Annotated in this window: 24 protein-coding genes; 20 read left to right on the top strand and 4 right to left on the bottom strand. The window is 72.5% G+C overall.

From position 1 onward, the window contains the following. Positions 1–2: 2 nt before the first annotated feature. Positions 3–230, bottom strand: a complete 228-nt coding sequence (gene rpsR, locus BLT43_RS03380; protein ID WP_090110054.1) for a 30S ribosomal protein S18 — start codon at positions 228–230, stop codon at positions 3–5. 24 nt (positions 231–254) lie between these two features. After that, positions 255–608 (bottom strand): 30S ribosomal protein S6, encoded by a 354-nt coding sequence (gene rpsF, locus BLT43_RS03375; RefSeq protein WP_090110052.1) that lies wholly within the window; start codon positions 606–608, stop codon positions 255–257. Positions 609–856: 248 nt separating this feature from the next. Here rpsF and BLT43_RS03370 point away from each other — a divergent pair, with 248 nt between their 5' ends. The 4 genes from BLT43_RS03370 to BLT43_RS03355 all read left to right on the top strand — a co-directional run bounded on the left by BLT43_RS03370 (position 857) and on the right by BLT43_RS03355 (position 3,780). Next, positions 857–1,462 carry a hypothetical protein gene (locus BLT43_RS03370; protein ID WP_090110050.1) on the top strand — a complete coding sequence of 202 codons (606 nt, stop codon included), beginning with the start codon at positions 857–859 and terminating at the stop codon, positions 1,460–1,462. Positions 1,463–1,563: 101 nt separating this feature from the next. Beyond that, positions 1,564–2,490, top strand: coding sequence for an ACP S-malonyltransferase (gene fabD, locus BLT43_RS03365; protein WP_090110048.1), 927 nt, complete (start codon positions 1,564–1,566; stop codon positions 2,488–2,490). 123 nt (positions 2,491–2,613) lie between these two features. Beyond that, positions 2,614–3,351: a 3-oxoacyl-[acyl-carrier-protein] reductase gene (gene fabG, locus BLT43_RS03360; protein WP_090110046.1), complete on the top strand. Its 738-nt coding sequence runs from the start codon at positions 2,614–2,616 to the stop codon at positions 3,349–3,351. Between the two features lie 195 nt (positions 3,352–3,546). Continuing rightward, the gene (locus BLT43_RS03355; RefSeq protein WP_017929475.1) at positions 3,547–3,780 is read left to right on the top strand and encodes an acyl carrier protein; all 234 of its coding nucleotides are present in this window, start codon (positions 3,547–3,549) and stop codon (positions 3,778–3,780) included. Positions 3,781–3,897: 117 nt separating this feature from the next. Here the strand turns inward: BLT43_RS03355 and BLT43_RS03350 are convergent, their stop codons facing one another. Then, a complete protein-coding gene (locus BLT43_RS03350) occupies positions 3,898–4,830 on the bottom strand; it encodes an alpha/beta fold hydrolase (protein ID WP_090110044.1) in 933 nt (310 codons plus the stop codon). An 87-nt stretch (positions 4,831–4,917) separates the two neighbouring features. On the opposite strand from BLT43_RS03350, the gene BLT43_RS03345 reads away from it, so the two are divergent. Further along, a complete protein-coding gene (locus BLT43_RS03345; RefSeq protein WP_090110043.1) occupies positions 4,918–5,631 on the top strand; it encodes a helix-turn-helix transcriptional regulator in 714 nt (237 codons plus the stop codon). A 37-nt stretch (positions 5,632–5,668) separates the two neighbouring features. Here the strand turns inward: BLT43_RS03345 and BLT43_RS03340 are convergent, their stop codons facing one another. Then, positions 5,669–6,454, bottom strand: coding sequence for a PilZ domain-containing protein (locus BLT43_RS03340; RefSeq protein WP_090110041.1), 786 nt, complete (start codon positions 6,452–6,454; stop codon positions 5,669–5,671). Between the two features lie 168 nt (positions 6,455–6,622). Here BLT43_RS03340 and fabF point away from each other — a divergent pair, with 168 nt between their 5' ends. The 15 genes from fabF to BLT43_RS03270 all read left to right on the top strand — a co-directional run bounded on the left by fabF (position 6,623) and on the right by BLT43_RS03270 (position 17,115). Next, entirely contained in the window at positions 6,623–7,891 is a 1,269-nt protein-coding gene (fabF, locus tag BLT43_RS03335) for a beta-ketoacyl-ACP synthase II (RefSeq protein ID WP_090110039.1), read from the top strand. Then, positions 7,891–9,054, top strand: coding sequence for an endolytic transglycosylase MltG (gene mltG / locus BLT43_RS03330; protein WP_090110037.1), 1,164 nt, complete (start codon positions 7,891–7,893; stop codon positions 9,052–9,054). The genes fabF and mltG overlap by 1 nt, the downstream gene beginning before the upstream one ends. A gap of 182 nt (positions 9,055–9,236) precedes the next feature. Next, positions 9,237–9,572, top strand: coding sequence for a hypothetical protein (locus tag BLT43_RS18865; RefSeq protein WP_131802617.1), 336 nt, complete (start codon positions 9,237–9,239; stop codon positions 9,570–9,572). Further along, positions 9,454–10,863, top strand: coding sequence for a DNA-packaging protein (locus BLT43_RS03325; RefSeq protein ID WP_090110035.1), 1,410 nt, complete (start codon positions 9,454–9,456; stop codon positions 10,861–10,863). Before BLT43_RS18865 ends, BLT43_RS03325 begins: the two co-directional genes overlap by 119 nt. 154 nt (positions 10,864–11,017) lie before the next feature. Beyond that, a complete protein-coding gene (locus BLT43_RS03320; RefSeq protein ID WP_090110033.1) occupies positions 11,018–12,193 on the top strand; it encodes a phage portal protein in 1,176 nt (391 codons plus the stop codon). Continuing rightward, positions 12,186–12,410: a GTA head formation protein, RCAP_rcc01685 family gene (locus BLT43_RS03315; protein ID WP_090110031.1), complete on the top strand. Its 225-nt coding sequence runs from the start codon at positions 12,186–12,188 to the stop codon at positions 12,408–12,410. Before BLT43_RS03320 ends, BLT43_RS03315 begins: the two co-directional genes overlap by 8 nt. 11 nt (positions 12,411–12,421) lie before the next feature. Further along, complete coding sequence (locus BLT43_RS03310; RefSeq protein WP_090110029.1) at positions 12,422–12,940, top strand: HK97 family phage prohead protease; 519 nt, start codon at positions 12,422–12,424, stop codon at positions 12,938–12,940. Between the two features lie 14 nt (positions 12,941–12,954). Beyond that, complete coding sequence (locus BLT43_RS03305; RefSeq protein WP_423222109.1) at positions 12,955–14,124, top strand: phage major capsid protein; 1,170 nt, start codon at positions 12,955–12,957, stop codon at positions 14,122–14,124. 58 nt (positions 14,125–14,182) lie between these two features. Next, positions 14,183–14,782, top strand: a complete 600-nt coding sequence (locus tag BLT43_RS03300) for a head-tail connector protein (RefSeq protein WP_090110026.1) — start codon at positions 14,183–14,185, stop codon at positions 14,780–14,782. Further along, positions 14,779–15,117 (top strand): head-tail adaptor protein, encoded by a 339-nt coding sequence (locus BLT43_RS03295; protein ID WP_090110025.1) that lies wholly within the window; start codon positions 14,779–14,781, stop codon positions 15,115–15,117. Before BLT43_RS03300 ends, BLT43_RS03295 begins: the two co-directional genes overlap by 4 nt. Further along, entirely contained in the window at positions 15,114–15,524 is a 411-nt protein-coding gene (locus BLT43_RS03290) for a DUF3168 domain-containing protein (RefSeq protein ID WP_090110024.1), read from the top strand. The genes BLT43_RS03295 and BLT43_RS03290 overlap by 4 nt, the downstream gene beginning before the upstream one ends. Positions 15,525–15,600: 76 nt before the next feature. Further along, entirely contained in the window at positions 15,601–16,017 is a 417-nt protein-coding gene (locus tag BLT43_RS03285; protein ID WP_090110023.1) for a phage major tail protein, TP901-1 family, read from the top strand. Further along, positions 16,017–16,325 carry a gene transfer agent family protein gene (locus BLT43_RS03280; RefSeq protein ID WP_090110022.1) on the top strand — a complete coding sequence of 103 codons (309 nt, stop codon included), beginning with the start codon at positions 16,017–16,019 and terminating at the stop codon, positions 16,323–16,325. The genes BLT43_RS03285 and BLT43_RS03280 overlap by 1 nt, the downstream gene beginning before the upstream one ends. Further along, positions 16,322–16,519 (top strand): rcc01693 family protein, encoded by a 198-nt coding sequence (locus BLT43_RS03275; protein ID WP_090110021.1) that lies wholly within the window; start codon positions 16,322–16,324, stop codon positions 16,517–16,519. Before BLT43_RS03280 ends, BLT43_RS03275 begins: the two co-directional genes overlap by 4 nt. Further along, on the top strand, positions 16,516–17,115 hold the full coding sequence (locus tag BLT43_RS03270; protein ID WP_090110020.1) for a phage tail tape measure protein: 600 nt from the start codon (positions 16,516–16,518) through the stop codon (positions 17,113–17,115). Before BLT43_RS03275 ends, BLT43_RS03270 begins: the two co-directional genes overlap by 4 nt. Positions 17,116–17,119 lie beyond the last annotated feature (4 nt).

Here is a 17,119-nt window from a genome sequence, read left to right as displayed (position 1 = left end):
CCTTATTTCACGGCGTAGGGCAGCAGCGCCAGGAACCGCGCGCGCTTGATCGCCTGGGCGAGCTTGCGCTGGTTCTTGGAGCCGACGGCGGTGATGCGCGAGGGCACGATCTTGCCGCGCTCGGAGATGTAGCGCTGCAGGAGCTTGGTGTCCTTGTAGTCGATCTTCGGCGCGTTCTCGCCCTCGAAGGGGTCGGTCTTGCGGCGGCGGAAAAACGGTTTGGCGGCCATTCTCTTATCCTTTCCTGAAACCGATCAGCGGCGGTCGCGACGGCCGTCGCGCTCGTCACGCTTCTGCATCTGGACCGAGGGGCCTTCCTCGTGGGCGTCGACCTTGATGGTCAGGACGCGCATCACGTCGTCATGCAGGCGCATCAGACGCTCCATCTCCTGCACGGCGGCCGAGGGCGCGTCCGAGCGCAGGAAGGCGTAGTGCCCCTTGCGGTTCTTGTTGATCTTGTAGGCCATGGTCTTCACGCCCCAGTACTCGTTCTCGAGCACCTTGCCGCCATTGTCGGCGAGGACGGTCGAGAAGTGCTCGACGAGGCTTTCGGCCTGCGCGTTGGACAGGTCCTGACGCGCGATGAAGACATGCTCGTAAAGCGGCATGCGATCTCCAGTTCGGTTTCCGGGCGCATTTCATAGGGCGGGGCGAAGCTCCTTCCGCTCCCCGTCCACGAGAGTCTGCGCGGTTCATGCGAATGCGCGGAAGGATGCGGCCTTATACAGGTCTCGGGCCGGGGCGCAAGCCGGCTGGCGATGCTGCAACTCGGCCGCCGCGGCGCCGCATTGACGCCGTAAATCTCGCGAGAAATGGACCTGCCCGAAAGGACAGTTAACCAGATTGGGACGTGGTGATGGAACAGGCGCAGCCGGAGGCGCGGGCGATGGACGAGGCGGCCGTTGACACGGCCTACGCGCTGAACGGAGGCGACCGGCGTCGCCCGGTCATGGCCGTGGCGCTGACCCTGATGTGGGGGGCGGGCTTCGGCGCGGCGGGCGCGGCGCTTCTGATGTGGGGGCTGCCGGGCGGCGGCGCGGCCGAGGCGCGGCTGGCGCTGCGGATCCTGCTGGTGCTGGCGCTGGTCGGGCTGATGGTCTGGTTCGCCGGGCGCAGCGACCGGCGCGAGCTCTTGTTCGACCCGCGCGCGGGGCTTCTGCGCGAGGTGCGCCACCGGCCCTGCCGCCCGACGCAGGAGCTGGCGCGCTGGGACTTCTCCGAGATCCTGTCGACCGAGATCCGGCGCCAGCCCGGCCCGGCGGGGCTGGCGGGCGGGGCCGAGCTGCGTCTGCGGCTCCGGCGCGAGCTCTGCGCGCTCAAGGTGGCCGAAGGCGGGCTCGACGAGATGACCGAGCTTGCCGCGCGGATCGAGGCCGACCTCGCGGCCGCGCAGGGCCGCCCGCGCCGCCGCCAGCGGCTGTTCCGCGGCGCCGAGGCGGAGGGCGACGGCGCCGTCGCCTGAACCCTCTTCCCGAACCGCCCGCTACCGGCCCCGCGCTTGTCGCGCGGGCGTGCTGCCGTTAAAGCGGGTGCAAACGGATCGCGACATCGAGGAGCAGCGCCATGAAGGCATTCGTCTTTCCGGGACAGGGATCGCAGGCGATCGGCATGGGCCGCGCGCTGGCCGAGGCCTATCCCGCCGCCCGCGAGGTGTTCGACGAGGTCGACCACGCGCTCGGCGAGAAGCTCAGCACGCTGATCTTCGAGGGCGAGATCGAGGAGCTGACGCTGACCCGCAACGCCCAGCCGGCGCTGATGGCGACCTCGATCGCGGCGATGGCCGCGCTCAAGGCCGAGGGGATCTCCGTCACCGACGCGACCTACGTGGCCGGCCATTCGCTCGGCGAATACTCGGCGCTCTGCGCCGCGGGCGCGCTGCGTCTCGACGACACGGCGCGGCTGCTGCGGCTGCGCGGCGAGGCGATGCAGCAGGCGGTGCCGGTGGGCGAGGGCGCGATGGCGGCGCTTCTCGGCCTCGACCTCGCCACGGCCCGCGCCGTGGCCGAGGAGGCCGCCGAAGGGCAGGTCTGCCAGGCCGCCAACGACAACGACCCCTCACAGGTGGTGATCTCCGGCCACAAGGCGGCCGTCGAGCGCGCGCTCGACATCGCCAAGGCCAAGGGCGCCAAGCGGGCGCTGCTGCTGCCGGTCAGCGCGCCGTTCCACTGCGAGCTGATGGCGCCTGCCGCCCGCGCCATGGCCGAGGCGCTCGACGGCGTCGAGATCCGCGAGCCGGCGGTGCCGGTCGTGGCCAATGTCCGCGCCTCGGGCGTCTGCGACCCGGTGACGATCCGCTCGCTTCTGGTCGAGCAGGTGACCGGCGCGGTGCGCTGGCGCGAAAGCGTCGAGTACATGGCCGGGCAGGGCGTGACCGAGTTCTGGGAGATCGGCGCCGGCAAGGCGCTGTCGGGCATGATCCGCCGCATCGCCAAGGGCAGCGAGACCCGCGCCGTCGGCACGCCCGAGGACGTGGCCGCCGCCAAGGGCTGAGCCCGCGGCTCCTTCACTCTTCAAATACTCGACTCCCGCGCCGCCTCCGGGCCGCGCGGGCTGTGGTCCGGGCGCGGGCTTGCTGCTAGACCCGGGGCCAACGGATTACGCAGGAGACCACACATGTTCGATCTGACCGGGAAATGCGCCCTGATCACCGGCGCCTCTGGCGGCATCGGCGGCGCCATCGCCACCGCGCTGCACGGCGCCGGCGCCACGGTGGGGCTGTCGGGCACCCGCACCGCGCCGCTCGAGGAACTGGCCGGCAAACTGGGCGAGCGCGCCCATGTCCTGCCCTGCAACCTGTCGGACGCCGATGCGGTCAACGCGCTGCCCAAGCAGGCGGCCGAGGCGATGGGCTCTGTCGACATCCTCGTCAACAACGCCGGCATCACCCGCGACAACCTGTTCATGCGGATGTCGGAAGAGGACTGGGCCTCGGTGCTCGAGGTCAACCTCACCTCGACCATGCGGCTGTGCAAGGGCGTGGTGCGGCCGATGATGAAGTCGCGCTGGGGCCGGATCGTCAACATCTCCTCGGTGGTGGGCGCGACCGGCAACCCCGGCCAGACCAACTACGCCGCCGCCAAGGCGGGCATGGTCGGCATGTCGAAGTCGCTGGCCTACGAGGTGGCAAGCCGCGGCATCACGGTGAACTGCGTGGCGCCGGGCTTCATCGCCACGGCGATGACCGACAAGCTCAACGACGAGCAGAAGTCGGGCATCCTCGGCCAGATCCCGGCGGGCCGCATGGGCGACCCCGAGGAGATCGCGGCCGCCGTGCTCTACCTCGCCAGCGCCGAGGCCGGCTACGTGACCGGCGCGACGCTGCACGTCAACGGCGGCATGGCGATGCTCTGAGCCCCGCATTCCGTGCAGGGCAGCGGGGCGAAAGCGTTTGCGCGTCCCGCAAACTCTGATAAAGGACGACGAGATTTCCGGTCGGATCCGCCTCGGCGGTTTTCGTCGGTCAGCGGCCCGCTCGGGCTTGAACGGCCCCCAGCGGGCAAGCAGTGAAAAGGCCCTCAAGGGGCCGGAAAGACGTGAGGAACTGACATGAGCGACGTCGCCGATCGCGTGCGCAAGATCGTTGTTGAGCACCTGGGTGTCGAAGAGGACAAGGTCGTCGAGAACGCCTCCTTCATCGACGATCTGGGCGCCGACAGCCTCGACACCGTCGAGCTGGTCATGGCCTTCGAGGAAGAGTTCGGGATCGAGATCCCCGACGACGCCGCCGAGACCATCCAGACCTTCGGCGACGCGGTCCGCTTCATCAAGGAAGCGCAGTAATCCAGAACGGCCCGGCGCCGGAACATTCCGGCCCGGTCGTCTCAGGCGGCACCCCCAGCGGGTGCCGCCTTTTTTCGTTTCGCGGCCCCGCCTCTCGCGCAGGCCCGCGCCGCCCCCTCATCCTTGCAGCCAGTTCAGGATCGCCTCCGTGGTCTCGCGCGGCTTCTCCTGCTGGATCCAGTGGCCGCAATCGAGGCTGACCACCTCGACGCCGGGCACCAGCTCGGCCAGCGTGTCGGATTGCGGAATCGTGTCCTGCGCGCCGTAGATCATCAGTGCCGGCGTCCGGATGACCGGGTCGGCATCCGCCACGATCCGCCAGTTGCGGTCGAGGTTGCGATACCAGTTGATGCCGGGCTCGAATCCCGTCGCCTCGAAGGCGGAGACGAAGACGGCCAGCTCGTCCTCGTCCATCACCGGCTCGCCCAGTGGCGTCTCGGCCAGTGCGAGGCCGATCATCACGTTGCCGGGCGCGGGCGGGGCCGGGGGGAGGTTCGTGCGAAAGAGATTTCGCAGGAAGCGCGCGGCGTTGGCATCGAGCACCGCGTCCGCGACGCCCGGCTGCCGGTTGAAATGCACGAAGTAATGGTCGCCGCCGAAGACCTCCTCCATCAGCTCGATCCAGGGCCGCTCGGTGCGCGGCTGGTAGGGCAGCGCGAGGCTGACGATCCTGCGGACCCGCCCGGGGTGCAATAGCGCCATGTTCCACACCACGTTCGCGCCCCAGTCATGCCCGATGAAGACGGCGTCGTCGTAGCCGTAATGGTCGAGCAGCGCCGCGAGATCGCCGGTCAGATGCGCGATGTCGTAGGCCGTGACCTCGTCCGGCCGCGACGACCGGCCATAGCCCCGCTGGTTCGGGACGATGACGTGATAGCCCGCCGCGGCGAGGGCGGGGATCTGGTGGCGCCAGGAAAAGGCATGTTCCGGCCAGCCGTGGCAGAGCACGATCGGGTTTCCGGCGTTCTCGCGCCCGGCTTCGAAGACCTCGAGCCGTACGCCGTTGACGGCGATGAGGCGGGCCTGCGGAAAAACATGTGAATGGATCATGGCATTCGTCCCTTGCTGATGCGTCCGGGGCAGGCCTAGGGTCCAATGGTGCCAGAAACTGGCACCATTCCACGCAGGGTAGAAGGAATGAAGGCTCGTCTTAGGCAGGACGCCATGGTGCGCCACATGCGCCGCAACGGCATCGTCACCGTGGCCGAGCTGGCCCGCGAGGTCGGCGCGTCGCGCCGCACCGTGCTGCGCGATCTCGGCGCGCTGCGCGACGCAGGCTTCGTGATCGATTCCGAGCCGGGGCGCGGCGGCGGGCTGCAGCTCGACCCGCGATCGGTGCAGGCCACGGCGCGGCTCTCGGTGTCGGAGATCTTCGCGCTGCTGATCAGCGTCGCCTCGGTGCGCGCGGCCGGGGGGCTGCCCTTCTCGGGGCTCGCGGATGCCGGCCTCGCCAAGATCGAGCAGGCCCTGCCGTCCGAGAAGGTGCGCGACCTGCGGCTGTTCCTCGACTGCCTCTATGTCGGGCGGCTCGCCCCCGAGGTCGACATCTCGGACATGGGCGAGATGGACCCCGAGCTGCTGCCGGCCTTCGAGCCGGCCTTCCTGCAGCGGATGCGGCTGCGTTTCCGCTACCGCGACGCGAAGGGGGCGGTGACCTGCCGTGATGTCGAGCCGCAGGCCATGCTGATCCTGCCGCCGCTGTGGTATCTCGTGGCGTGGGATCCGTCGCGCGACGGCTTCCGGCACTTCCGGATGGACCGGATCAGCGCGCCCGAAAGCGTCGCGGGCCCGCCGTTCCGCAGGCGCCGCGTGACGTTCAAGGACGACGTGCAGCCGGTCCGGCCCCGCTGAGCCCCGCCGCGCGACGCCGCCCCGGCGTTCCCGGCCCTCACGCCGCCCGCGTCGCCGCCAGCAGCGGCGCCAGCGCGTCCTCCGCCAGCGGCCGGTCGAAGCTCACGCCGGCATAATGCGCGTTGCGCCAGCGAATCGTGGCCGCGAGCCGCGCCTCCCCGATCTCGATCTCGACCGCAGTGGCGGGCTCGCCCGGCACGTCCGGCGCCAGCCGCAGCTTGGCGCCGAGCCGGCTGAGGTCGAGCACCATGGCCGGCGCCTCGCGCCCGCCCGCGCGCATCAGCGCGGGCAGCCGCACCGGGTGGCGGCGGCTCAGGCGGCGGCGGCGCCGGCGCAGCCGCGCCTGCAGCCAGACCGCGCCCGCCGCCGCGGCAGTCAGCGCCAGCGCCGCGACGCCGGCGGCTGCCAGCCGCACCGGGTGCCAGCCCGCCCGGTCCTCGCGCCGCCGGGCCGCGCCGCCGGCCTCGCCGCCCGTGGCCGCGCCGCGCGCCCGCGCCTCGGCGCAGCCCGCGCCCTCGGCCAGCCGCGCCAGCCGCGCCGCCCCAGACCCGGCCTCGGCCGCCACCGGCCGCCCCGCGGCCATCGCCCCGGCGGCGGCGAAGAGCCCGCGCACCGCGCCGGCCTCGGCCCCGAGCGGGTGATCGCGCAGCGCCCAGAGCAGGCTCTCCGCGTCGTGGCGGCGCAGGAGCGGCGCCAGCGCCGCGGGCCGCCCCGCCTCCACCGCGCGCGCCACGGCCTCGAGCGCCGCCACCGCCGTGCAATCGGCCCCGGCCCGGGCGGGCAGGGCCAGCAGAAGCGCGAGCAGAAGCGGCGGCAGGCGCATGTCGGGACCCCCGGGACAACCCGTTCATCCTCGCCCGACAGGCTGAATCCCGCGTTAAGCCCGGCTCACGCCCCGGCAGGGGCGGGTTTTCGCCGGGCGGCGCTCTTGCCCCTGCGCAAGCGCCTGCGGTATCAGGGCGGCAAGATTTTGACCGAGAAGGATGGGCAGATGCGGCGTGTGGTCGTGACGGGGCTGGGGCTGGTGACGCCGCTGGCCGACAAGGTCGAACCGAGCTGGAAGGCGATCCTCGAGGGCAAGAGCGGCGCGGGCACCATCACCCGCTTCGACGCCGAGCACCTCGCGACGAACTATGCCTGCGAGGTGCCGCGCGGCGAGGACGCAGATCCGGCGATCCGCTTCGACGCCGACGCCTACATGGCGCCGAAGGAACAGCGCAAGGTCGACGACTTCATCCTCTACGGCATCGCCGCCGCGCAGCAGGCGGTCGAGGATTCGGGCTGGACGCCCGAGGACGAGGAAAGCCTCGAGCGCACCGGCGTGATGATCGGCTCGGGCATCGGCGGCCTGAACTCGATCGCCGAGACGGCCGTGCTGATCAAGGAGAAGGGCCCGCGCCGCGTCTCGCCCTTCTTCATCCCCGGCGCGCTGATCAACCTGATCTCGGGCCAGGTCTCGATCCGCTACGGCTTCAAGGGCCCGAACCACTCGGTCGTGACCGCCTGCTCGACCGGCGCGCACGCCATCGGCGATGCCGCGCGCCTCATCAAGTACGGCTCGGCCGACGTGATGGTCGCGGGCGGCGCGGAAGCCGCGATCTCCGAGATCGGCATCGCCGGATTCAACGCCTGCAAGGCGCTCTCGACCAAGCGCCGCGATGACCCGCAGGCCGCGAGCCGCCCCTATGACAGCGACCGCGACGGCTTCGTCATGGGCGAGGGCGCGGGCATCGTCGTGCTCGAGGAATACGAGCACGCCGTGGCGCGCGGCGCCAAGATCTACGCCGAGGTGCTGGGCTATGGCCTGTCGGGCGACGCCTACCACATCACCGCGCCCTCCGAGGACGGCGAGGGCGGCGAGCGCGCGATGCGCGCGGCGCTGAAGGATGCGGGCCTCAGCCCCGACAGGATCGACTACATCAACGCGCATGGCACCTCGACCATGGCCGACACGATCGAGCTCGGCGCGGTCGAGCGGATGATGGGCGAGGCCGCGAAGAAGGTGACGATGTCCTCGACCAAGTCGATGACCGGCCACCTTCTGGGCGCCGCCGGCGCGATCGAGGCGATCTTCTCGATCCTGGCGATCCGCGACCAGGTGGCACCGCCGACCATCAACCTCGACAACCCGGCGGTCGAGACCGTGGTCGACCTCGCGCCGAACGCCAAGCGCGAGCGCGAGATCAACGTGGCGCTGTCCAACAGCTTCGGCTTCGGCGGCACCAACGCCAGCGTGATCTTCGGGAAGGTCGCCTCCTGATGTGGCGTCACGTCGCCTCCAACACGATCACCTTCCTGATCGTCGGCCTGGTCGGCGCGGCGGGGGTCGTGGCCTGGGGCGTCAACGAGTATTCCGGTGACGGCCCGCTCGAGACTGCGATCTGCCTGCGCGTCGAGCCGGGCACGACCATGCGCTCGGTCAGCCGGCGGCTCGAGGATCAGGGCGCGGTCAGCTCGGGCGCGATCTACCGGATCGGCGCGGAATACGCGGAGAAGTCGGGCCAGCTCAAGGCGGGCAGCCACCTGATCCCCGAGCGCGCCTCGATGCAGCGGATCGTCGACATCGTCACCCGTGGCGGCGCCTCGACCTGCGGCACCGAGATCCTCTACAAGATCGGCGTCAACGCCGTCCTGGCCGAGGTGCGCGAGCTCGACCCCGCCACCTCAGAGTTCACGGAGCTTGCGGAGTTCGACCCGACCGCCGAGGGCGTCGAGATCCCCGAGGACTACACCGAGATGCGCGAGCGGGCCGACACCCGCTACCGCATCGCCATGGCCGAGGGCGTGACCTCGTGGCAGGTGGTGCAGGCGCTCAACGCGATCGACACGCTCGAGGGCGACGTCGAGGAGGTCCCGGCCGAGGGCAGCCTCGCGCCCGACAGCTACGAGATCGCGCCGGGCACGCAGGTCGAGGCGGTGCTGGCGCGGATGCAGGCGGCGCAGGAGCGGATCCTCGCGGAGGCCTGGGAGGCGCGCGCCGACGAGCTGCCGCTGGAGAGCCCGGAAGAGGCGCTGATCCTCGCCTCGATCGTCGAGAAGGAAACCGGCGTCGCCGAGGAGCGGCCGCAGGTGGCGAGCGTCTTCGTCAACCGGCTGCGGCAGGGCATGCCGCTGCAGACCGACCCGACCGTGATCTACGGCATCACCGAGGGCCAGGGCGTACTGGGCCGCGGCCTGCGGCAAAGCGAGCTGCGCGCCGAGACGCCGTGGAACACCTACGTGATCAACGGCCTGCCGCCGACGCCGATCGCCAACCCGGGCCGCGCCGCGATCCAGGCGGCGCTGAACCCGGCCGAGACGGACTACGTGTTCTTCGTGGCCGACGGCACCGGCGGCCACGCCTTCGCCAAGACGCTGGCCGAGCACAACAGCAACGTCGCCAAGTGGCGCGAGATCGAGGCGCAGCGCGCGGCGGGGAATTGATTTTTCGTAAACGCTGCGGGCGGTTACGCGTTGCACCTGATGCATCCGACCTTGACTTTCGGGACGGTGTGACGTAAGGTCAGAGACAAGCTGAGACAGCTGCGCGAAGGCGGCCCCGGGTGATCCGGGGCCGCCTTTTTCGTGCGCGGTCGCGGCTTGAGGCAACCATCCGGAGCAGAGCGATGAACGACCTGACCGGCCCCCCGGGGCTGACCGACGCGGCGCGCCGCAAGCAGTGGGAGGACGCCTGGGCCTATCTCGGCTCGGTGCGCTCGACGCTGGCCGACCTCCTGGCCGAGGCGCGCGAGGCCGACAGCGGCTCCATGCGCGAAACCATCAGCAAGATCAGCCAATTGGAGAGCGCTCTTAAGACCGCGTTCGAAACCGAGAGGAAATTCCATGACTGGCTCAGCAAGCAATCCGGCGATCTCGCCGCCGGCGAGATCGACCTCGACGCCGCCCGCCATCGCATCGGCTGCCGGCTGGATCGCCTGCGCGCCTGCTGCCGCGAGGGCTGAGTTCCTCGCCGGCCTCGACGCCCACGACCTCCTGGCGCTCGAACACCTGTTCGAGCTCTGGGCGCTCGAGCACCAGCTTCCGCCCGGTGGGGACTGGCGCACATGGGTGATCCTCGGCGGGCGCGGCGCGGGCAAGACGCGGGCCGGGGCGGAATGGGTGCGCGCGCAGGTCGAGGGCGCGCGCCCGCGCGATCCGGGGCGCGCCCGCCGCGTGGCGCTGGTGGGCGAGACGCTCGACCAGGCGCGCGAGGTGATGGTGTTCGGCGAAAGCGGGCTTCTGGCCTGCGCGCCGCCCGACCGCCGCCCCGACTGGAGCGCGACGCGGCGGCTGCTGACATGGCCCAACGGCGCGCAGGCGCAGCTCTTCTCGGCGCATGATTTCGAGGCGCTGCGCGGCCCGCAGTTCGACGCCGCGTGGTGCGACGAGCTGGCCAAGTGGAAGCGCGGCGCCGAGGCGTGGGACATGCTGCAGTTCGGTCTGCGGCTGGGTGACGACCCGCGCGCCTGCGTCACCACCACGCCGCGCAACGTGGCTGTGCTCAAGGACCTGATCGCCGCGCCCTCCACCGTCGTCACCCGCGCGGCCACCGAGGCCAACCGCGCGCATCTGGCAGAGGGCTTCCTCGACGAGATGCGCCGCCGCTACGCGGGCACGCGGCAGGGCCGGCAGGAGCTTGACGGGCTGCTGCTCGACGACGCCGATGGCGCGCTGTGGTCGGCGGCGCTCTTGGAGGGCTGCGTCACCGACGCGGCGCCGCCGCTCGACCGGGTGGTGGTGGCGGTCGACCCGGCCGTGAGCGCGCATTCGGGCTCGGACGCCTGCGGCATCGTGGTGGCGGGCGCGGTCACGCAAGGCCCGCCGCAGGACTGGCGGGCCTGGGTGCTGGAGGACGCGACCGTGCAGGGCGTCTCGCCGCTCGACTGGGCGCTCGAGGCCTGCGCGGCGGCCGAGCGGCACGGCGCGGACCGGCTGGTGGCCGAGGTGAACCAGGGCGGCGCGCTGGTCGAGAGCCTCGTCCGGCAGGTCGACCCGCTGGTGCCGTTCCGGGCGCTCAGGGCGAGCCGGGGCAAGGCACTGCGCGCCGAGCCGGTCGCCGCGCTCTACGAGCAGGGGCGCGTGCACCACCTGCGGGGCTTGGGCCCGCTCGAGGACCAGATGGCGCAGATGACCGTGCGCGGCTATGCGGGCCCCGGCTCGCCCGACCGGCTCGACGCGCTGGTCTGGGCGCTGCACGAGCTGATGATCGGCCCCGCGCAACAGTGGAAGCGGCCACGTCTGCGGGTGCTGTGATCCCTACTTTACTCTGCAAATACTCGCGGGGGTGGGGGGGCGGCCGCCCCCGCGCTTCGCCCCGTTGCGCGCAAGCGGGGGGCACCGCACGCCCCGCTGACGCCATGCCAACCCCCGCCTGTCATCTTTCTCTCCACGGCGCAGGAGGGACGAGATGTTCGAATTCCGGAAACGCAGGGCGACCCCAGAGGCCCCAGAGGCCAAGGCCTCGGCCACGGGGCGGCTCCTGGCCTGGCCCGGCGCGGGCCGCCCGGCCTGGAGCGCGCGCGACGCGGGCTCGCTGACGCGGGCGGGCTTCACCGGCAACCCGGTGGGCTTCCGCGCGGTGCGGCTGATCTGCGAGGCGGCCGCGGCGCTGCCGCTGGTGCTGCAGGACCGCGCCGCGCGCCATGACAGCCACCCGGCGCTCGACCTTCTGGCGCGCCCCAACCCAGGCCAGGGCCGGGCGGAACTGTTCGAGGCGCTGGTCGGCCAGCTCCTGCTCACCGGCAACGGCTATCTCGAAGCGGTGGGCCGCGACGGTCTGCCTTACGAGCTGCACGTGCTGCGCTCGGACCGGGTGGCGCTGGTGCCGGGCGCCGATGGCTGGCCCATGGCCTACGACTATTCCGCCAACGGCCGCACGCATCGCTTCGCGCTCGGCGACGGGCCTGCGCCGGTTTGCCATATCAAGAGCTTCCACCCGCAGGACGACCATTACGGCCTCTCGGCGCTCTCGGCCGCCGCCACGGCGATCGACGTTCACAACGCCGCCTCGGCCTGGTCCAAGGCGCTCTTGGACAACGCCGCGCGCCCCTCCGGCGCGATCGTCTATCGCGGCGCGGACGGGCAGGCGGGGCTGACGCCCGACCAGTACGAGCGCCTCGTCGAGGAGATGGAGAGCCAGCACCAGGGCGCGCGCAACGCCGGGCGGCCGATGCTGCTCGAAGGCGGGCTCGACTGGAAGCCGATGGGCTTCAGCCCGTCGGACATGGAGTTCCAGCAGACCAAGGAGGCCGCGGCGCGCGAGATCGCCACCGCCTTCGGCGTGCCGCCGATGCTGCTCGGCATCCCCGGCGACGCGACCTATGCCAACTACCAGGAGGCCAACCGCGCCTTCTACCGTCTGACCGTGCTGCCCTTGATGGCGCGGGTCGCGGGCGCGGTGGCCGACTGGCTGTCGGATTTCGCGGGCGAGCGGTTCGAGCTGCGCGTCGATCCCGACCGGGTGCCGGCGCTCAGCATGGAGCGCGACGGCCAGTGGCGGCGGGTGTCGGAGGCGACGTTCTTGACCGACGCGGAAAAGCGCGCGCTCCTCGGCCTGCCGGCACGGGAGATCGGCGATGGCTGACGAGGGCTGGCACCGGGACGGCTTCGCCTGCGCGCCGGGGCTGAAGATCGAGGCGCATGAGCGGCTGGTGGCGCTGCAATTCGCGCAGGTCGCGGCGACCTTGGAGCGGATCGAGGCGGTGATGGAGCGGCTGGAGCGGCGTCTCTGGCTCGCGGTCTACGGCGTCGTCGCGGCGATCGGCGCGCAGGCGGTGCAGCAGATCCTGCAGGCGGCATGAGGGAGAACGGCATGGAACTGGAACGCAAGTTCTGCGCGGAGGGCGGCGCGCTGGAGATCGCGGAGGGCGCGGTCATCGCCGGCTACGCCTCGCTCTTCGGCACGCCCGACCAAGGCGGCGACGTGGTGGCCAGGGGCGCCTACGCGGCCTCGCTGAAGCGGCTGGCCCAGGGCGGCGGGAGGGTGCGGATGCTCTGGCAGCACGACCCCGCGCGCCCGATCGGCGTCTGGGACGAGGTGGTCGAGGACGGCCGCGGCCTGCGGGTCAAGGGCCGCATCCTGACCGAGGTGGCGCAGGGCCGCGAGGCGGCGGCGCTGGTGGCGGCCGGCGCGATCGACGGCCTGTCGATCGGCTACCGCACCAAGCGCGCGACCAAGGCGGGCGCGGGCCGCAGCCTCGAGGAGATCGAGCTGTGGGAGGTGTCTCTGGTCACCTTCCCGATGCTGCGCGGGGCGCGGGTCGGCGCGAAGGCCGACGACGCGCTGGCCGCGAAGATACGCGCCGCGCGGGCGGCGCTGAGGCTGGCATGAGCGAGGGGGATCGCATGCAGGAACACGAAACGGGGCACGAAACGGGGCTCGGCCGCGAGATCGGCGGGCTGATGGACGAGCTGGGCCGCTTCGCGGCCGAGGTCAGGACGCAACTTCAGAAGCAGGACGACCGCATGACCAGACTGGACCGCAAGACCGCGCTCGGGGCCGCGCGCCCGGCGCTCGACGCCAAGGCCGAAGGCCACGCGCCGCATCGGGACGCCTTCGCAGCCTATCTCCGCTCGGGCGAGGACGGGGGCCTGCGCGGCCTCGGGCTCGAGGGCAAGGCGATGAGCAACACCGTCGCCGCCGATGGCGGCTACCTCGTCGATCCGCAGACCGCCGAGGCGGTGCGCGCGGTGTTGGGATCCACCGCCTCGCTGCGCGCCATCGCCAACGTGGTCGCGGTCGATGCCGGCTCCTACGACGTGCTGATCGACCATGCCGAGACCGGCGCCGGCTGGGCCGCCGAGACGGCCGAGCGGGCCGAGACCGGCACGCCGCAGATCGACCGCATCACCATCCCGCTGCACGAACTCTGCGCGCTGCCGAAAGCCTCGCAGCGGCTGCTCGACGACAGCGCCTTCGATATCGAGGGCTGGCTCGCCGGCCGCATCGCCGACACCTTCGCCCGGCGCGAGGCGGCGGCCTTCGTCACCGGCGACGGCGTCGACAAGCCGCGCGGCATCCTCGACTACCCGCAGGTGGACGACGATTCCTTCGCCTGGGGCAGCCTCGGCTACGTCGCCACCGGCACGGCCGGCGGCTTCGACGCCAACAACCCCGCCGACGCGGTGATCGACCTCGTCTACCGGCTCGGCGCGCCCTACCGCGCGGGCGCCCGCTTCGTGATGAACTCGCGCACCGCAGGCGCGCTGCGCAAGCTCAAGGACGCCGACGGTCGCTTCCTGTGGTCCGATGGCCTCTCGGCCGGCGAGCCGGCGCGGCTGCTGGGCTACCCGGTGCTGATCGCCGAGGACATGCCCGACATCGCCACCGACGCTTGCGCCGTCGCCTTCGGCAACTTCGCCGCCGGCTACACCATCGCCGAGCGGCCCGACCTGCGCGTGCTGCGCGACCCGTTCTCGGCCAAGCCGCACGTGCTGTTCTACGCGACCAAGCGGGTCGGCGGCGCGGTGAGCGACTTCGCGGCGATCAAGCTGCTGAAGTTCGGCATCGCCTGAGCAAGGACCGGGGCCGCCATGCGCGCGGCCCCGGCGCGGCAGCGAAAGGACAGGCGCGATGAGATGGAACGAGACGGCACCCGTGCCCGAGGCGGCGCTGCCCGTGGAGGGCCTGAGGGCGCATCTGCGGCTCGGCACCGGCTTTGCCGAGGACGGGCTGCAGGACGCCGCATTGGCGGGCTTCCTGCGCGCGGCGATGGCCGCGATCGAGGGGCGCTGCGGCAAGGCGCTCATGGCGCGCGGCTTCGAGCTGGAGCTGACGCGCTGGGCCGAGCCGGGCCGCCAGCCGCTGCCGGTGGCGCCCCTGCGCGCGGTGACGGGCTTCGACCTGGTCGACGCGACAGGCACCGTGACGCCCGTGGCCACCGGGCTCTGGCGCGCCGACAGGGACACCCAGCGCCCCGCCATCGCGGCGCTCTCGACCGCGCTGCCCGCCATCCCGACCGGCGGCCACGCCCGGATCGGCTTCGAGGCGGGCTTCGGCCCCGCCTGGCCCGACATCCCCGCCGACCTCGCGCAGGCGGTGATGATGCTCGCCGCCCACTACCACGAATACCGCCACGACACGGCGCTGGGCCCCGGCTGCATGCCCTTCGGCGTCACCGCGCTGATCGAACGCTTCCGCCCCATGCGCCTGACCCTCGGGGGCCGGACATGAGGCCGCCGCGCCTGAACCGGGCGCTCGTGCTCGAGGCGCCGACCCGCACGCCCGACGGCGCGGGCGGCGTCAGGGAGGGCTGGAGCGCGCTCGGCACGCTCTGGGCCGCGATCGACGCCCGCTCGGGCCGCGATCTCGAGGACATGGGCGCGGCGCTGAGCCGGGTACGGCTCAGGATTACCCTGCGCGCCGCGCCCCCGGGCTCGACCATGCGGCCCGAGGCCGGGCAGCGGCTGCGCGAGGCGACGCGGACCTATGCGATCCGCGCCGTGCGCGAACTGGACCCCGACGGGCGCTACCTCGCCTGCGAGGCCGAGGAGGAGGTGGCGCGATGAGCTACGCCCAATCCGCCGCGCTGCAGCAGGCGATCTACGCCGCGCTCACCGCCCACGCGCCGCTGACCGACCTGCTCGGCGACGCGATCCACGACGCGCTGCCCGACGGGCCGCTGCCGCCGCTCTACGCGACGCTCGGGCCGGAAACCGCCCGCGACCGCTCGGACGGCACGGGCGCGGGCGCGCGGCACGACTTCACCGTCTCGGTCGTCGCCACGGCCGCCGGCTTCCACGCGGCGAAGCGGGCGGCGGCGGCGATCTGCGACGCGCTCGCCGGGCCGATCCCGCCGCTGACGCGGGGCCGCCTCGTCGGGCTGTCCTTCGTCAGGGCCAAGGCCGCGCGCGACGCCGAAGGGGCGGCGCGGCGCATCGACCTCGTCTACCGCGCGCGGGTCGAGGACGGCTGAGGGCAGCCCCGGCCGAGACCGGGGATTTGCGTATTTGCAGAGAGAAGTGGGCCACGAGCCCGGAAAGGAGGACGCGATGGCGGCGCAGAATGGCAGGGACCTGCTGATCAGGATCGACATGACCGGCGACGGGCTCTTCGAGACCGTGGCCGGGCTCCGGGCGCAGCGGCTCTCGCTCAACGCCCAGAGCGTCGAGGTCACGCATCTCGGCTCGCAGGGCTGGCGCGAAATACTGGGCGGCGCAGGCGTCAAGAGCGCGGCCATCGCCGGCTCCGGCGTGTTCCGCGACGAGGGCACCGACGCCCGGATGCGGCAGGTCTTCTTCGACGGCGAGACGCCGCGCATGCAGGTGGTGATCCCCGGCTTCGGCACCATGGAGGGCACATTCCAGGTCACCGCGATCGACTACGCCGGCACCCATGACGGCGAGGCCGCCTTCGAGATCGCCATGGCCTCGGCCGGCCCGCTCGCCTTCACCCCGGAGGCGGTCTGATGGCCAACCCGCATGCGGGCGAGGTGGCGGTGACGCTCGACGGCGAACGCCACGCCTGCCGCCTGACGCTCGGCGCGCTGGCCGAGCTGGAGGAGGCGACGGGCGAGGGCATCGACGCGCTGCTGGCCCGCTTCGAGGCGGGCGGCGCGACCGGGCGAGACGTTCTGGCGGTGATCGTCGCGGGGCTGCGCGGCGGCGGCTGGCAAGGCGCGGCGGGCGACCTCGTCTCGGCCGAGATCGCGGGCGGCCCCGCAGGCGCGGCCCGCGCGGCGGCGGAGCTGCTGGCCCGCGCCTTCGCCGCGCCATGAGCGGGCTCGACTGGGGCGCGCTGATGCGCGCCGGGATCAAAGGGCTGGGGCTGCGCCCGCGCGAGTTCTGGGCGCTCACCCCCGCCGAGCTGGCGCTGATACTCGGGCCCCGGGGCCCCGCGCCGATGACCCGAGACAGGCTGGAGGCGCTGATGCGCGCCCATCCCGACCCGACCGGAAAGGACGAGACATGACCGAGGACGAGATCGAGGCGCTGGAACGCGCGCTGGGCGATGCGGGCGGCATGGCAGACCGCTTCGCCGCGGACCTCGCGCGGATGCGCCGCGAGATGGCCGCCACCTCGCGCGACGTCTCGGCGCTGCAGCGCGGCTTCTCGGGCGGCATCCGCCGCGCCGTCGATAGCGTGCTGCTGGGCGGGCAAGGCCCGGGCGAGGCGCTGCGCGGCCTCGCGGGCTCCGTCGCCCGCACCGCCTATGGCCGCGCCATGCGCCCCGTGACCGACCGGCTGGGCGGCGCGCTGGCCGAGGGCGTGGGCGCTCTGATGGGCTTCGCGAATGGTGCCGCCTTCGCGGGCGGGCGCGTGGTGACGGGGCCGACCCCGGTCGCGATGCGCGGGGGCGCGGGCGTCATGGGCGAGGCCGGGCCCGAGGCGGTGATGCCGCTCTCGCGCGGTCCCGACGGGCGGCTGGGCGTCGCGGCACAGGCGGGCCAGCCGGTCGCCGTCACCGTCCACATCGCCACGCCCGACGCCGAAAGCTTCCGCCGCTCGCGCGGGCAGGTGGCGGCCGGGATCGCCCGCGCCGTCGCGCGCGGCCAGCGCAACAGGTGAGGTG

It is taken from the genome of Limimaricola pyoseonensis (assembly GCF_900102015.1).
Lineage (GTDB): Bacteria > Pseudomonadota > Alphaproteobacteria > Rhodobacterales > Rhodobacteraceae > Limimaricola > Limimaricola pyoseonensis.
Note: the sequence above shows the minus strand (reverse complement) of the source record. Positions and strands in the feature narration are given on the sequence as shown.

Bases quoted from the DNA above. Each gene is read 5' to 3' on its own strand.
- fabD (WP_090110048.1), top strand. From the start codon at position 1,564: ATGAAGGCATTCGTCTTTCCGGGACAGGGATCGCAGGCGATCGGCATG.
- mltG (WP_090110037.1), top strand. From the start codon at position 7,891: ATGTGGCGTCACGTCGCCTCCAACACGATCACCTTCCTGATCGTCGGC.
- BLT43_RS03320 (WP_090110033.1), top strand. From the start codon at position 11,018: ATGTTCGAATTCCGGAAACGCAGGGCGACCCCAGAGGCCCCAGAGGCC.
- BLT43_RS03355 (WP_017929475.1), top strand. From the start codon at position 3,547: ATGAGCGACGTCGCCGATCGCGTGCGCAAGATCGTTGTTGAGCACCTG.
- BLT43_RS03275 (WP_090110021.1), top strand. From the start codon at position 16,322: ATGAGCGGGCTCGACTGGGGCGCGCTGATGCGCGCCGGGATCAAAGGG.
- BLT43_RS03370 (WP_090110050.1), top strand. From the start codon at position 857: ATGGAACAGGCGCAGCCGGAGGCGCGGGCGATGGACGAGGCGGCCGTT.
- BLT43_RS03310 (WP_090110029.1), top strand. From the start codon at position 12,422: ATGGAACTGGAACGCAAGTTCTGCGCGGAGGGCGGCGCGCTGGAGATC.
- BLT43_RS18865 (WP_131802617.1), top strand. From the start codon at position 9,237: ATGAACGACCTGACCGGCCCCCCGGGGCTGACCGACGCGGCGCGCCGC.
- BLT43_RS03325 (WP_090110035.1), top strand. From the start codon at position 9,454: ATGACTGGCTCAGCAAGCAATCCGGCGATCTCGCCGCCGGCGAGATCG.
- rpsF (WP_090110052.1), bottom strand. From the start codon at position 608: ATGCCGCTTTACGAGCATGTCTTCATCGCGCGTCAGGACCTGTCCAAC.
- BLT43_RS03270 (WP_090110020.1), top strand. From the start codon at position 16,516: ATGACCGAGGACGAGATCGAGGCGCTGGAACGCGCGCTGGGCGATGCG.
- BLT43_RS03300 (WP_090110026.1), top strand. From the start codon at position 14,183: ATGAGATGGAACGAGACGGCACCCGTGCCCGAGGCGGCGCTGCCCGTG.
- BLT43_RS03280 (WP_090110022.1), top strand. From the start codon at position 16,017: ATGGCCAACCCGCATGCGGGCGAGGTGGCGGTGACGCTCGACGGCGAA.
- BLT43_RS03315 (WP_090110031.1), top strand. From the start codon at position 12,186: ATGGCTGACGAGGGCTGGCACCGGGACGGCTTCGCCTGCGCGCCGGGG.
- BLT43_RS03290 (WP_090110024.1), top strand. From the start codon at position 15,114: ATGAGCTACGCCCAATCCGCCGCGCTGCAGCAGGCGATCTACGCCGCG.
- fabF (WP_090110039.1), top strand. From the start codon at position 6,623: ATGCGGCGTGTGGTCGTGACGGGGCTGGGGCTGGTGACGCCGCTGGCC.
- BLT43_RS03345 (WP_090110043.1), top strand. From the start codon at position 4,918: ATGAAGGCTCGTCTTAGGCAGGACGCCATGGTGCGCCACATGCGCCGC.
- BLT43_RS03285 (WP_090110023.1), top strand. From the start codon at position 15,601: ATGGCGGCGCAGAATGGCAGGGACCTGCTGATCAGGATCGACATGACC.
- BLT43_RS03295 (WP_090110025.1), top strand. From the start codon at position 14,779: ATGAGGCCGCCGCGCCTGAACCGGGCGCTCGTGCTCGAGGCGCCGACC.
- rpsR (WP_090110054.1), bottom strand. From the start codon at position 230: ATGGCCGCCAAACCGTTTTTCCGCCGCCGCAAGACCGACCCCTTCGAG.
- fabG (WP_090110046.1), top strand. From the start codon at position 2,614: ATGTTCGATCTGACCGGGAAATGCGCCCTGATCACCGGCGCCTCTGGC.
- BLT43_RS03350 (WP_090110044.1), bottom strand. From the start codon at position 4,830: ATGATCCATTCACATGTTTTTCCGCAGGCCCGCCTCATCGCCGTCAAC.
- BLT43_RS03305 (WP_423222109.1), top strand. From the start codon at position 12,955: ATGCAGGAACACGAAACGGGGCACGAAACGGGGCTCGGCCGCGAGATC.
- BLT43_RS03340 (WP_090110041.1), bottom strand. From the start codon at position 6,454: ATGCGCCTGCCGCCGCTTCTGCTCGCGCTTCTGCTGGCCCTGCCCGCC.